Below are 14,152 nucleotides of genomic sequence, written 5' to 3'. Positions count from 1 at the left end.
ACACCACACTCAGGCATGCCGCTCTACTCAGGCCCCGACGGGTTCTCGCGGGCGCACCGAGGCGCGCACGATATTCACGATCATGGCGATGAAGACGATCGCCCACACGGCGAGGGCCACCCAGAGAAAGTGGCCGCCGATCCAGCCGACGATCGGCAGGTTGTCGGCACGGCCCAGGTAGATGCCGGCGACCGCGTACATGCCGAGTGGGAACACCATGCTCCACAGCGCGGCCTCGTAGCGCAGCGGGATCCGGTGGATGAGGTGCCGCCAGATTCCGATTCCGATCAGCCCGGGGATCAACCAGGTCGCGAATGCCCAGAAGACGACGGCTGCCGCAGCGACCGGAGCGCGCACGACGCTCACCATCGCGGTGTCGCTCATCTCGACAATGCGCGAGCCGGCGAGGACGGTGATCGCTCCGGCGCCCATCGTCACCCAGTAGGGCGGGCCCATCTGCGAGACGGGGATGCCCCGCGTCAGCACGCGGATCACAACCGCGCAGCCGATCACCCCGTAGAGAATGAGCCCGATTCCCCACGACAGCACGGCAATGATCGAGAGGGCGTCGCTCAGGGCTCCCGCCGTGGGCTCGAGGGATGCCGCGAGGACCGCGACCGATTGGCTCGCGACGGACCAGATGAACCACGTTCCGTTCAGCCCGTTCAGAATGTCGTCTCCCTGATGGCGACTCACGACGAGGCCCGGAATCACATAGCCGAGGACGATCCACGCAGCGAACGATACGGCGAGCAGAACTCCGGGAATCACCGCGACATTGTCGGCGGCGAGCCGGGAGCCGAGCACGTTGGTGCCGGCGACGAAGGTAAAGAATGAGAACCCGTTCTGGGGGCCGGCGAAGTCGCGGACGACGGCGCCCGGGTAGCGGATGCCGCGCCACGCCGTCAGAACGACGAGGACAGCGTACCCGAGAGCGGCGATCGCGAGCAGCACGTACGAGAGCGCGTCGTACCCCTCGAGCTGCAGCCCGAGAGAGATGATGCCGGTCGCCATCACGAGTGCGAAATAGCCGGGCGGAAGCGTGCGCACGGCCTGCGCGATGCGTGATTCGTCTGGCTGCTCCACGACTCCCAGCGTATCGGCATCCGTCTCCCGGGCCCGCGAGAAGGCCCGGGAGAAATCAGATGCGCGTCGTCAGACGAGCGAGTCGCGCCACGCGGCGTGCAGCTGGGCGAAGCGCCCCGTGCCGGCGATGAGCTCGTCAGGAGATCCGTCTTCGACGATGCGCCCGTGCTCCATCACGAGCACGCGGTGCGCGATCGCGACCGTCGAGAGGCGGTGCGCGATGATGATCGCGGTGCGGTCGGCGAGCAGGGTCTCCAGGGCCTCCTGAACGAGGCGCTCGCTCGGGATGTCGAGCGAGGCGGTCGCCTCATCGAGGATCAGCACTGAGGGGTCCGCGAGGAACGCCCGCGCGAACGAGATCAGCTGGCGCTGCCCCGCCGACACGCGGCCCCCGCGCTTGTTCACATCGGTGTCGTACCCGTCAGGCAGCGCGTCGATGAAGGCGTGCGCCCCGACAGCTTTCGCCGCATCCACGATCTCCTCCCTCGACGCATCCGGCCGGCCCAGCGCGATGTTGTCGGCCACGGTGCCGGAGAACAGGTACGCCTCCTGCGTGACCATGACGATCGCGCGGCGGAGATCCTTCGGGTGCAGCTGTCGCAGGTCGACCCCATCGAGTCGCACGGCACCCTCGCTCGGGTCGTAGAACCGCGAGATGAGCTTGGCGAGCGTCGACTTGCCGGCACCCGTCGAGCCGACGAGCGCGATCGTCTGCCCCGCAGGGATCTCGAGTGAGAAGCTCGGCAGAACCGTGGTCTTCTCGTTGTAGGCGAACGTGACGTCGTCGAACTCGACGGTGCCGCGCGAGGTCCACAGGTCGATGGGCGTCGTCGGATCCGGAACGCTCGGTCGTTCTTCGAGCACACCCGAGATCTTCTCGAGCGCCGCCGCAGCGGACTGGTAGGCGTTGTAGAACATCGCCATCTCTTCCATCGGGTCGAAGAAGCGGCGCACGTACAGCACAGCCGCGAGCAGAGCTCCGATCTCGAGGTCGCCGTTCACGACGCGGAAGCCGCCGACGAGAAGCACGGCCGCGACCGACAGGTTGCCGATCAGGATGATGCCCGGCTCATAGATTCCGAACAGCTGGATCGTGCGCGCGTTGATGTCGCGGTACTCCTCGACGAGCGCGCTGAACTCCTTCTCGTTGCGCTTCTCCTTGCGGAACGCCTTGACCGCGCGAATGCCGGTCATCGATTCCACGAAGTGCACGATGACCTTCGCCGAGGCCACGCGCGACTTGCGGAACTGCACCTGCGAGCGCTTCTGGAACCACCGGGTCAGGAAGAACAGCGGCACCATGGCCAGTACGACAACCGCGGCGCTCGTCCAGTCGAGAAGCAGCAGGGCGCAGAAGACGAAGCCCATGTAGAGGATGCCGTTGACCAGCTGACTGATGCCCTCATCGAGCAGCTGTTTGATGGCGTCCAGGTCACTCGTCTGCCGCGAGATGATGCGGCCCGAGGTGTAGGACTCGTGGAACTCGAGGCTCAGCTTCTGCGTGTGCTGGAACACGCGCATCCGCAGGTCGAGCAGCACTGCCTGGCTGATGCGGGCGCTCGCGACGACGTAGGTCGACATGAAGGTGGCCGCTGCGAGAGCCGTGACGATGTATAGGATGCCGACGCCGAACGCCGGCAGCCAGTCGCTGTGCTCCAGCACGGCGGGCAGCGCCGTGTCGATGCCGTAGGCGATGAGCGCGGGGCCCGCGACGCTCGCGATCGTCGAGCAGATGACGAGCGCCATCGCCCCGACCACGCGCCAGCGCAGCGGCTTCACGAGGGAGCCGAGCAGCCGCAGCGATCGCTGTCGGATCTGCCGACTCTCCTCCTTGGTGAGATCGTGGCGCTCTTCGCCGGCCACGCCGAGGACGCTCTGGCTGGTCATCGCGCCACCTCCTCTCGTTGGTCAGTCGGTGTCTCGTCGCGCGGGTTCTCCTGATCGAGCGATGAGATGACGAATCGGTAGTGGGTGCTGCGGGCGAGCAGCTCGGTGTGGGTGCCGACGTCGACGATGCGCCCGTGGTGCATCAGGGCGACACGATCGGCGAGGGCGACCGTCGATGGGCGGTGCGCCACGATGAGCGCGGTCGTCGAGGCGAGCACGCGTCGCAGAGCCTCCTCCACGAGGGCCTCGGTGTCGACATCGAGCGCGGAGAGCGGGTCGTCGAGCACGAGCACCGCAGGGGCCGCGGCGACCGCACGTGCGAGCGCAAGACGCTGCCGCTGACCTCCCGAGAGGCTGAGTCCCTCCTCACCGACGGTCGTGTCGACGCCCTCCGGCAGGTCGTGGACGAACTGCGCCTGCGCGATCTCGAGGGCCTCGTCGAGCACTCGCTGCGCCTCGGGCGAGGTCAGCTCGAGGTCGTCTCTGCCCAGCAGCACATTCTCACGAACGGATGCCGAGAAGAGCGTCGCCTCCTCGAAGGCCATCGCGATGTGCCGACGCAGCTCGCCGCGGCGCAGGTCGCGCACATCGACGCCGTCGAGCTTCACCGCCCCGCCGGTCACGTCGTAGATGCGGGTCGTGAGCGCGGTGAGGGTGGTCTTGCCGCATCCTGTCAGCCCGACCAAAGCCATCGTCTCCCCCGGCTCAAGCGTGAGATTCACGCCGTCGAGAAGGTCGGGGAAGCCAGCGGGCGAATCGGGGTACCGGTAGTGCACATCGTCGAACTCGAGTCGGCCTTTCGGGCTCTCGATCGTCGAAGGGTGCTCCGGATCGGTGATCGTGTTGACGACGTCGAACACCTCGAAGACGCGATCGATCGCCGTGCGCGTGTCGAAGGTCATCGACAGCAGGAACCCGATGGATTCGATCGGGAAGCGCAGCACCGTCGCCGTCGCGAAGAACGCGAAGAGCTGACCGACGTTGATCTCGCCGTTCGCCGCGAGCCAGATGCCCGCGAACAGGCACAGACCGAAGCCGATGTCTGGCAGCAGGATGAGCCAGTACCAGATGCCGGCGATCGCGCGTGCCTTCTCAATCTCGGTGCCACGCAGGTTCTCTGCACGAACCGAGAAGCCGCGCAGCGCGTGCTTGCCACGGCCGAACGCCTTCAGCACACGGATGCCGTGAACCGACTCCTCCACGTTGGTGGCGAGGTCTCCCGCCTGGTCCTGACTGCGGCGAGCCACGACCGAGTACCGCTTCTCGAAGACGTAGCCGTAGATCCAGACCGGAATCGCGCAGACCATGAAGATGGTGCCGAGCAGCCAGTGCCATGTGAACAGCACGATCGAGCCGATCACGATCGTGAGCACGTTCACGACCAGCAGCACGATCCCGAACGAGAGCCAGCGCCGAATGAGGTTGAGGTCCTGCATCATGCGCGAGAGCAGCTGCCCCGACTGCCAGCGGTCGTGGAAGGCGACGGGAAGGTCCTGCAGCTTCTCGTAGATCGCGTTGCGCATCGTGGCCTCGACCGTGGTGCCGGGCAGCAGCACGAACCAGCGTCGAGCCGCGATCATGATCGCCTCGACGACGCCGAGCGCGAGCACAAGCGCCACCGCGGGCCAGATCGCTGCCGGGTCGCGCTCAGCGAGGGCGCCGTTCACGAGACGCTCGAGGACCATCGGAATGGCGAGCGCGACGAGCGCCCCGAGCAGCGCGGACACCATGCCGAGGCTGATGCGCGGCATGGCGTGCTTCGCGTAGGGGTAGATGCGCCAGATGGCGCGGAATGTGGAGAGGTTCGATTTTCGTGTGGCTTCAGTGCCGGACATGTTGTGCTGCTCGCTTGAATCGTTTCGGCGGTCGGAGACAACCGGCGCCAGGGCGCGTCGATCGTCAGAAACGGAACCGGTGGTCATCCGGCCCGGTGCGGGTGAGTGGTGAGGGCGGCGCTCTCGTTACATGGCGCCGACGGGCCCGGGAGTTCCGGCGACCGTGACGAAGGAGGCCGGACGATTGCCATACGTGGCAGTGATGGTCGTGAACATCTCATCCTCCTCGGCGTCTGTGCGGATCGCGCTGCCCACGTCAATAAGAGCAGACAGCCTTATAGGCTAAACGACCTTCTCCCGGTCGCGCAAGAGCGAGTTCAGCGGATGCGAACGGAGAGACTCGTGATCGTCGCGCCGATCTCCTCGAACGCGGAGATGTCCACCGTGACGACCTCGTAGCCGAGGTCCGTGAGAAGCTCAGCGGTCTTCGGCGCGGACTCCGCGACCATCACAGAGTCGTCGGTGAGCACGAGCACCGCCGATCCCTCCGGCTCAGGCGCGGCGATGAATCCCGGGAAGAGGCTCAGGTGGTCGATGCGCTCCGGGTCGCCGATGAAGGTGCCGTCGGGCAGCGCCGTGACGACGGACTTCAGGTGCGCGGCAGCCGACGTCGGGGCAGCGACGACGGAGTAGCCATACGGCGCGACGAGCTCACGCAGCTGGCGGATGCCGTCGGCGTTGGTGCGCTCCGAACGGCCGACGTACAGCGTGTCACCGACCGGAAGAACGTCGCCGCCCTCAAGGGTCCCGGGCGACATGATGCGCTCGATCGAGAAGCCGAGGCCGCTCATCGCGTCTTCCACACCCTCGAGCTCACGGCGACGGGTCTCATCGGCGGGGCGCGTGATGATCGCGAGGTCCTCGACGACCACGACGGCATCCTCGAGCATGGCCGAGTCGGTCAGCTCACTGGCGAAGGCGACCTCGCGCGTCGACCAGCCGTTGTCTTCGAACGCTCCGGCATAGGCATCCCACTGGGTGTCGGCGTCGTCTCCGAGCTCCTTCGACGGCATGCGCACGAGGGCGATGCGACGCTCCGCGGCGCGCGGGGCCTCGTGGTACCCGACCGTCGCTTTATAGACGGCCCGTCCGAGCGTCGGTGCCGCGATGACGAGAGCGAACGCGTAGATGAGGTTCGTGCTCGTGAGCGTCGCCACGATCATGCCGAGGATCTCACCGGAGATGGGCGTGCCTTGCTGCATCGTCGTGAGCAGCACACCGATCACGGGCGCCGCGAAGCCGACGATGATGCCCGCGGGCAGAGCCCACCGCCATGACGACATCGCGCCCAGCATTCCCGCGATGAACAGCAGCAGGAAGGCGAAGAGGCTCGACAGAATGTAGTACGCACTCGCCGGTCCGATGATCGACGGCGACATCTGGTTCACGAGGAAGAAGGCTGTCACTGCCGCCACGTGTGCGAGAAGGGTGACGAGAACGGCGGAAGCGAGTGAAGCGATGACGCGGCGCGCCCAAGTGACAGTCATGCCCTCGAGCCTACGGGATGCGAACGGGCCGAACGCTCCATGCGCCCGGCCCGTTCATGGGATTCACACCCGATCAGTGGAAGAAGTGGCGCTCCCCCGTGAAGTACATGGTCACTCCCGCGGCCTTCGCCGCCGCGATGACCTCTTCGTCGCGCACCGATCCGCCCGGCTGCGCGACCGCCTTGACTCCACCCTTCAGCAGAATCTCGAGACCGTCGGCGAACGGGAAGAAGGCGTCGGATGCCGCGACGGAGCCCGCCGCACGGTCACCGGCCCGCTTGACGGCGAGCTCACACGAGTCCACGCGGTTGACCTGCCCCATGCCGACGCCGACCGCGGCGCCCGACTTGGCGAGGAGGATCGCGTTGGACTTGACGCTGCGGCAGGCCTTCCACGCGAAGGCGAGGTCGGCGAGCGTCTGCTCGTCGGCGGCCTCTCCCGAGACGAGCGTCCACTCGTTCGTGATGTCGGCGTCCGGGTCGAAGCGGTCGGACTCCTGCACGAGCAGTCCGCCCGAGATCTGCTTCGCCTCAAGCGGCTCGGGCGCGAAGCCCTCGGGCAGCTGGAGAATGCGCAGGTTCTTCTTGGTCTGCAGCAGCGCGAGCGCGTCGTCTTCGTACCCCGGAGCCACGATGACCTCGGTGAAGATCTCCTTGACGGTCTCGGCCATGCCGAGCGTCACGGTGCGGTTCGCTGCGATCACGCCGCCGTAGGCCGACACCGGGTCTGTGTCGTGCGCGCGACGGTGCGCCGAGGCGATCGGGTCGCTGGCCTTCGGCTTGGCGACCGCAATGCCGCACGGGTTCGCGTGCTTAACGACGGCGACCGCCGGTTCGGCGAAGTCGTATGCGGCGCGCACTGCAGCATCGGCATCCGTGTAGTTGTTGAAGCTCATCTCCTTGCCGTGCAGCTGCGTCGCCTGTGCGATGCCCTGCCCGCCCGCCCGAAGATACAGCGCGGCCTCCTGGTGCGAGTTCTCGCCGTAGCGCAGCACGTGAGACAGTTCGCCCTGGATCGTCAGGGACGAGCCGAATCCCTCCACGGCATCCGTGAACCAGCCCGCGACAGCGGTGTCGTACGCCGCGGTGTGCGAGAACGCCTGTGCAGCGAACTCACGCCGCTGTGCGAGTGTGGTGCCTCCGGCCTTGACCGCCTCGATGACCTCGCCGTACGAGGCGGGCGAGACCACGACCGCGACGTTCGGGTGGTTCTTCGCCGCCGCGCGCACCATCGACGGGCCGCCGATGTCGATCTGCTCGACTATGTCGTCCGGCTCTGCGCCCGAGGCGACCGTCTCGACGAACGGGTACAGGTTGGCGACGACGAGCTCGAACGGTTCGATGCCGAAGTCCGTCAACTGCTGCTCGTGCGACTCAAGCCGCAGGTCGGCGAGGAGCCCCGCGTGCACGGTCGGGTGGAGCGTCTTGACGCGACCGTCAAGCATCTCGGGCGAGCCCGTCAGCGCAGCCACGTCGGTCACCGGGTACCCGGCATCACGGATGGTCTGAGCGGTCGAGCCGGTGGAGACGATCTCGACGCCCGCGTTCGCGAGTGCGCTGGCCAGGTCGGTGAGGCCCGTCTTGTCGCTCACCGAGATGAGCGCCCGCTTGATGGGAACGAGGTCGCGTTCGCGATACAGGCTCTTGTCGTGGCTGGGTCCGCTCATTGATGCTCCTTCGTTAGGGGTTAGACCGTGCGCAGATCGAGTCCATCTGCGATGTCGAGCACCGTCTGCACGAGCAGCCGACGTTCGACGGGTTTGATGCGCTCGTGGAGCGTCTGCTCGGTGTCGCCCTCGACGACCGGCACGCGCTCCTGCACGATGATCGAGCCGGTGTCGACCCCGTTGTCGACCACGATGATGGATGCCCCGCTTTCGCTCGCACCCGCCGCGATCGCATCGCGCACAGCGTGTGCGCCGGGAAACTCCGGCAGGTAGGCGGGGTGAGTGTTGATGATGTTGGGCGCGAGAGCGTCGACGACGGATGCCGGCAGCAGCCGCATGAGCCCGGAGAGCACGAGGAGGTCGGGGTTCCACGCCCGAATCTGCTCGAGCAACGCCTGCCCCCATGCCTCGCGCGATTCGAACGAGGTGTAGGGGACGGTGAATGTCGGAACGCCGAACTCCTCGGCGTGGGCGAGCCCCGGGGCATCCCGATCAGCTCCGACAGCGACGATGCGCGCGGGATACTCGGCGTCTGACGCGGCTTCGAGCAGTGCGCGCAGGTTCGAACCGGTGCCTGAGATCAGAACGACGAGTGAGATCACCAGGTCAGTCTACCGGTCGCGTTCCTGCCCGAGTCGCGAGGCTGATCGAGCGGATGCCGCGACTCGCTCCGAGCTGCCCGAGGCCATGCCCAGCAGGGCTCCGACTCCGACGAGAGCCGCGGCGAGAGCCCCCACGAGCCACGGGTGTGGACCTACCGAGACGAACCGGCCAGGGCCGAGGGCACCAGACGACCACCACGCGAGAAGGGTCATCTCGAGACCCGCGATGACCCCGATGGCGAGCGCCGTGACGGCCAAATGGGCGACCTTGGAGCGGATGCCGATGGCGTGCACAGCGCTGTCTCGCACGGCCAGCGCCGCGATGAAGCCCGCGATGAGCGGCACTCCGAGTCCGATGAAACCGAAGGCGAGATCCGTGTCAGGCAGGACCCCGAGGATGGGGACGCTCGGCACAGGTCCAGTGATCGTTCCGGAGGGTGAGACGATCGAGCCGGTTCCCAGACTGAAGCCCGGGCCGACGAGCCAGGATGCCGCCCAGATGACGATGTTCGGCATGAAGGCGATCTGCGCAATCGTCACCGCGATGCCGCCGACGACGCCAAGTTGCGCGGTCTCGTAGAGCGACACGATTCCGCTGAAGTTGATCGCGATGCTCACCATCACCACGAGGGCCGCGACCGCGATGAGCGCCGCGACCGCCGCGGTGGCTCCGCGCAGCGCCTGCACGCCGAGACCGGCGATGTGATCGGGGACGCGGTCGCGCAGGTCGTCGAGTCTGCGCATGACGGGATCGTCGTCTTCTCCCGCAAGGCCGATGCCGACACCGATTGCGAGACCGAGGCCCCACACGAGCGTCGGAATCACGAACGCCGCAACGACGTTCGGCGTCGCAACGGGGTTGAGCGCGCTGAGCCCGACCGCTCCGGAGCAGGCGGCGAACACAATGAGCGAGGTGATGGATGCCGGCAGCCACTCACCGCTGCGGACGGCGCGACGCCCCGTGCGCACGCCCATCAGCACCGTGAACAGCGCGAAGGCGAGCGGGGCGAAACCGACGACGAATGGTTCTGCGGCCTTGCGCAGACCCACGACCTGCAGCGTCGCGTCGTTGAGTGTGATCGTCAGGTCGACGCCATTGCCAAGAAGCCAGATATCGGATGCTGCGCGCCAGAAGACGATCCAGTCGATCTCGAAGCCGTACTGGATGGCCCAGAGAAGCGTGAGCGGAACGAGCGGAATGAACACGCCGATGGCCACGACGATGAACGCTTCGAGAGCGGCGAGAAGGGAGGCAGTGAGGCGGTTCATCCGGTGCCCAAGCCTACCCCGGCCTCCCCATGAAACACGTCAGGCCCCGCCGACGGGCGGGGCCTGACAGAGTGTGCTCAGATCAGAGAGACTCGATGATCTCGCGCATGAGCTGCGCAGTCTCACTCGGGGTCTTTCCGACCTTGACGCCGGCGGCCTCGAGGGCCTCCTTCTTCGCCTGGGCGGTGCCGGCCGAGCCGGAGACGATGGCGCCCGCGTGGCCCATGGTCTTGCCCTCGGGAGCGGTGAATCCGGCGACGTAGCCGACGACAGGCTTGGTCACGTTTGCCTTGATGAACTCGGCCGCGCGCTCCTCGGCGTCGCCGCCGATCTCGCCGATCATGACCATGGCCTTCGTCTCGGGGTCAGCCTCGAACGCCTTCAGGGCGTCGATGTGCGTCGTACCGATGATCGGGTCTCCCCCGATGCCGATGGCGGTCGAGAAGCCGATCTCGCGCAGTTCGTACATCATCTGGTAGGTCAGGGTTCCCGACTTCGACACGAGGCCGATCGGTCCCTTGCCCGTGATGTTCGCCGGGGTGATGCCGACGAGTGACTCCTCGGGCGTGATGATTCCGGGGCAGTTCGGTCCGATGATGCGGGTCTTGTTGCCCTTCTGCTCGGCGTAGGCCCAGAACTCAGCCGAGTCGCCGACCGGAACACCCTCGGTGATGATGACGAGGAGCGGGATCTCCGCGTCGATGGCCTCGACGACGGCATCCTTCGTGAATGCCGGGGGCACGAACGCGATCGACACGTCGGCGCCGGTCTTCTCGATCGCCTCGGCGACGGTCCCGAAGACGGGGAGCTCGACATCACCGTGAGTGACGGTCGTGCCGGCCTTGCGGGCGTTCACTCCGCCGACGACGTTGGTGCCGGCCTTGAGCATCAGCGCGGTGTGCTTGGTGCCTTCACCGCCCGTGATGCCCTGGACGATGACCTTGGAGTCCTTGTTGAGGAAGATTGACATATCAGTTGTTCCTAAAGCTCGGTGGGTCTCAGCGGGCGTTCGCCAGTTCGGCGGCCTTGTCAGCACCCTCGTCCATCGTCGCAGCGAGCGTGACGAGCGGGTGGTTCGCCTCGGCGAGGATGCGGCGGCCCTCGTCGACGTTGTTGCCGTCGAGGCGCACGACGAGAGGCTTGTTGGCGTTGTCGCCGAGCTTGTCGAGCGCACCGACGATGCCCTTGGCCACCGCGTCGCAGGCGGTGATGCCGCCGAAGACGTTGACGAAGACGGACTTGACCTGCTCGTCGCCCAGGATGACGTCGAGACCGTTCGCCATGACCTCTGCCGAGGCGCCGCCTCCGATGTCGAGGAAGTTCGCGGGCTTCACGTTGCCGTGCTTCTCACCCGCGTAGGCGACCACGTCGAGCGTGGACATGACGAGTCCGGCACCGTTTCCGATGACGCCGACCTGGCCATCGAGCTTGACGTAGTTGAGGTCCTGCTCCTTGGCCTTCGCCTCGAGCGGGTTCTCAGCCGACTTGTCCGCGAGCTCTTCGTGCTCAGGGTGGCGGAAGCCGGCGTTGTCGTCGAGCGACACCTTGCCATCGAGAGCGATGATGTCGCCCTCCTCCGTGAGAACGAGCGGGTTCACCTCGACGAGCGTGGCGTCCTCACCCGTGTACACGCCGTACAGCTTCACGAAGACCGGAACGACCTTCTCAACGAGCTCAGCCGGGAACTTCGCAGCCTCGGCGATCTCGCGGGCCTTCGCCTCGTCGATGCCGACGTTGGGGTCGACCTCGATGCGCGCGAGAGCCTCGGGCTTCTCAACGGCGAGCTGCTCGATCTCCATGCCGCCCTCAACACTGCACAGCGAGAGGTAGGAGCGGTTTGCCCGGTCGAGCAGAACGGAGAAGTAGAACTCCTGCGCAATGCGAGCTCCACCCGCGACCATGACCCGCTTGACGACGTGGCCCTTGATGTCGAGTCCGAGAATGGCACGAGCGGCTTCCTCAGCCTCGTCGGGGTTCTTCGCGACCTTGACGCCGCCGGCCTTTCCGCGGCCGCCGGTCTTCACCTGGGCCTTGACCACGACGACGCCGCCGAGCTTCTCTGCTGCTGCACGCACCTCCTCCGGAGTGTCGGCGATGATGCCCGGCAGCACCGGGACCTCATACTTCTCAAACAGGTCTCGTGCCTGGTACTCGTAAAGATCCACGTAGGTTCCTAACCGCTCAGGGGCGTTGTGTTGTCCAGTGTGCGCGGCGGTCTCGGCGCTCAAAGCTGTCTCGACGCCGAGGGGAATCGCCGCCTCCACTTTACTCCGGGGCGCGCTGGGATTCGGGCGAGACTCCGCCATGCGGAACTCGCACGTAGCCTTAACGCATGCGGAATGTGCGTGAGATGCGAGACATCGCCGCTGAAGCCGTGCTGATCGCCGGTGGTGGCGCTGCGATTCTGCTGCAGATCGCAGACGAGCGCGTGGGGCTCGGCGTCGCTCGCCACAGCGACTTCGCCTCGCGGCCCCTCGATCGGCTGCACGCGACACTCACCTATGTGTATGTGCAGGTCTACGGCACTGATGCCGAGCGTCGAGCCGCCGCGCGCCGCGTCGGTGTCGCCCACAGGCCTGTCCGAGGGGATGCCTCGGAGGGGCGCCCCGCGTATTCGGCGAGTGACCCTGACCTGCAGCTCTGGGTCGCCGCGACCCTGTACCGCACGGCGATCACGATGTACGAGCGCATTCACGGCGCGCTCCCGGATGCTGTCGCGGAGAGTATCTACCGCGAGTATGCGGTTCTCGGCACCGCGCTCGGTATGCCCAAGAGCCTCTGGCCCGACAATCGTGCAGCCTTCAACGAGTACTGGAACAGGGCGCACGCGGCCCTGCACGTGACTCCGGAGGCTCGCCGTGTCGCCCGCGACCTCCTGCACCCGCGCGTCGCTCCGCTGTGGTTGAAGGCGGCGATGCCGCTCGCCCGCCTCATCACTGCCGGCCTCCTCGATCCCGAGCTTCGAGCCGCGTACCGCCTCCCCTGGTCGCAGGCACGGCAATATCGCTTCGACACTTTTCTCACAATTACTCGGATGCTGTGGCGCGCGCTGCCCCGCGGCATCCGTCACCTGCCTGCCATCAAGCTCTTACGCCACGTGCGCCGCACCTCGAGTTGACGCAGCGTCAAAAGTCACGAAACTGCCCGTACGCTCAGCTGTCAGCGAAGCTGCACCGTCTTCTGCGCCACGATGGCGCTGTCGAGCCCGGCATCCGCTGCCTCAACGGCATCGAGGGTCTCGACGAGGTAATTGAACGGGTTGAACTGCAAAATCATCGATCCTTCTTCAACTACCGCAGATCTTTCATCGCCACAGTGCGAAACTTCCGAATCTCACCGCGATCAAACGAATCCATCCATACAGTCATCGTCGAACCATTGCTATTCCAGTACGCTGACCAATAATCTAATGTTCCGGCCAGGAATCACCTCTGTCGAGGTATCAACGGCAATCGCCAGTTCAGATTATGGCTCGTAAATGAAAATAAGGAGAAGTCTGCTGTGACCGCATCGAGACTAAAAAAACTCGCAATGGCAACTGTGGCAGCTGCGTCGCTGGTTCTGATCCCGATACCTGCGAACGCGAGCGTAACTACTGAAGCCAACGATCAGATTACGCTTCAAGAAGCCGAACGCGCTTTGGACACTATCCAAGAGCAAACTTCCGGCACAGACGGCCGTTTTGATTACACGTCGCTTGTTAACGCTGGGGTCCCAGAACCGATCCTGATCCAGTATGCAGGTGTTCTTGAAGCTGCAGGGCAGAGTTACAAGGCTCCTGCGAGTAAACAGGAGTTGATCAACGACGCTTCAGCTGACATCGAGTTGTCAGTTCATGCTGCATCAACTCGCGCGGGCGTAAGCCCCGCAAGTTTTGATTGGAGTGACGTTCTGCGCGTCGCAGGTTCGTATGTTGAATGCATGGCATACAGAACCATCTACTTGGGTTGGTACCCGTTGGCCGGCTGTGTCCCTAATCCAGACGGTAATGGAACTTGGTTGCTAGTAATCATCTATTAGCCACTTAACTGGCATCGACTGAAGGATTCTGATGACCAACTCACTAAGCCCCGAGTTATTTGATCGATTTCTCAAACAGATGGATGCTGCGTTAGGAGATCAGACACCGATCACCAAGACCTTTGTCGAGGGCCTGAGGGCTCGGCAGGCTCATGCGTCATCTGGGGGCCCGGGAGTCACCGTCGAAACGCTGGTTTCAGATCTCGTATCGGTGTTGAGCGGAATCGAGATGCGTCTGAAAGCTCTTGAAGATGCTGCGCAGAGCGACCACGACGACACATAGCTCAGAATCGACCGGAT

Annotated in this window: 13 protein-coding genes; 3 read left to right on the top strand and 10 right to left on the bottom strand. The window is 65.4% G+C overall.

The window, feature by feature from the left end:
* Positions 1-27 precede the first annotated feature (27 nt).
* From ACSAGD_RS02970 to sucC, 10 genes are all read right to left on the bottom strand, one after another.
* On the bottom strand, positions 28-1,086 hold the full coding sequence (locus tag ACSAGD_RS02970) for a tellurite resistance/C4-dicarboxylate transporter family protein (RefSeq protein ID WP_437584249.1): 1,059 nt from the start codon (positions 1,084-1,086) through the stop codon (positions 28-30).
* 69 nt (positions 1,087-1,155) lie between these two features.
* A complete protein-coding gene (locus ACSAGD_RS02965; protein WP_437584248.1) occupies positions 1,156-2,973 on the bottom strand; it encodes an ABC transporter ATP-binding protein in 1,818 nt (605 codons plus the stop codon).
* Complete coding sequence (locus tag ACSAGD_RS02960; protein ID WP_437584247.1) at positions 2,970-4,808, bottom strand: ABC transporter ATP-binding protein; 1,839 nt, start codon at positions 4,806-4,808, stop codon at positions 2,970-2,972. Before ACSAGD_RS02960 ends, ACSAGD_RS02965 begins: the two co-directional genes overlap by 4 nt.
* A gap of 126 nt (positions 4,809-4,934) precedes the next feature.
* A complete protein-coding gene (locus tag ACSAGD_RS02955) occupies positions 4,935-5,063 on the bottom strand; it encodes a hypothetical protein (RefSeq protein ID WP_437584246.1) in 129 nt (42 codons plus the stop codon).
* Positions 5,064-5,125: 62 nt separating this feature from the next.
* Positions 5,126-6,295, bottom strand: a complete 1,170-nt coding sequence (locus ACSAGD_RS02950; protein ID WP_437584244.1) for a dimethylarginine dimethylaminohydrolase family protein — start codon at positions 6,293-6,295, stop codon at positions 5,126-5,128.
* 73 nt (positions 6,296-6,368) lie between these two features.
* The gene (gene purH, locus ACSAGD_RS02945; protein WP_437584242.1) at positions 6,369-7,961 is read right to left on the bottom strand and encodes a bifunctional phosphoribosylaminoimidazolecarboxamide formyltransferase/IMP cyclohydrolase; all 1,593 of its coding nucleotides are present in this window, start codon (positions 7,959-7,961) and stop codon (positions 6,369-6,371) included.
* A 20-nt stretch (positions 7,962-7,981) separates the two neighbouring features.
* A complete protein-coding gene (purN, locus tag ACSAGD_RS02940) occupies positions 7,982-8,563 on the bottom strand; it encodes a phosphoribosylglycinamide formyltransferase (protein ID WP_437584241.1) in 582 nt (193 codons plus the stop codon).
* 9 nt (positions 8,564-8,572) lie between these two features.
* Positions 8,573-9,832 carry a cell division protein PerM gene (locus tag ACSAGD_RS02935; protein WP_437584240.1) on the bottom strand — a complete coding sequence of 420 codons (1,260 nt, stop codon included), beginning with the start codon at positions 9,830-9,832 and terminating at the stop codon, positions 8,573-8,575.
* Between the two features lie 82 nt (positions 9,833-9,914).
* Positions 9,915-10,802, bottom strand: coding sequence for a succinate--CoA ligase subunit alpha (gene sucD / locus ACSAGD_RS02930; RefSeq protein ID WP_437584239.1), 888 nt, complete (start codon positions 10,800-10,802; stop codon positions 9,915-9,917).
* A 28-nt stretch (positions 10,803-10,830) separates the two neighbouring features.
* The gene (gene sucC / locus ACSAGD_RS02925; protein WP_437584238.1) at positions 10,831-11,997 is read right to left on the bottom strand and encodes an ADP-forming succinate--CoA ligase subunit beta; all 1,167 of its coding nucleotides are present in this window, start codon (positions 11,995-11,997) and stop codon (positions 10,831-10,833) included.
* Positions 11,998-12,164: 167 nt separating this feature from the next.
* Here sucC and ACSAGD_RS02920 point away from each other — a divergent pair, with 167 nt between their 5' ends.
* From ACSAGD_RS02920 to ACSAGD_RS02910, 3 genes are all read left to right on the top strand, one after another.
* Positions 12,165-12,950 (top strand): oxygenase MpaB family protein, encoded by a 786-nt coding sequence (locus tag ACSAGD_RS02920; protein WP_437584237.1) that lies wholly within the window; start codon positions 12,165-12,167, stop codon positions 12,948-12,950.
* Positions 12,951-13,333: 383 nt separating this feature from the next.
* Positions 13,334-13,852, top strand: a complete 519-nt coding sequence (locus ACSAGD_RS02915) for a hypothetical protein (protein WP_437584236.1) — start codon at positions 13,334-13,336, stop codon at positions 13,850-13,852.
* A gap of 31 nt (positions 13,853-13,883) precedes the next feature.
* On the top strand, positions 13,884-14,135 hold the full coding sequence (locus ACSAGD_RS02910) for a hypothetical protein (protein ID WP_437584235.1): 252 nt from the start codon (positions 13,884-13,886) through the stop codon (positions 14,133-14,135).
* Positions 14,136-14,152: the final 17 nt, after the last annotated feature.

It is taken from the genome of Paramicrobacterium salitolerans, from assembly GCF_051513965.1.
In the GTDB taxonomy this organism is placed as follows: domain Bacteria; phylum Actinomycetota; class Actinomycetes; order Actinomycetales; family Microbacteriaceae; genus Paramicrobacterium.
This window is presented reverse-complemented; position numbering and strand designations above follow the sequence as displayed.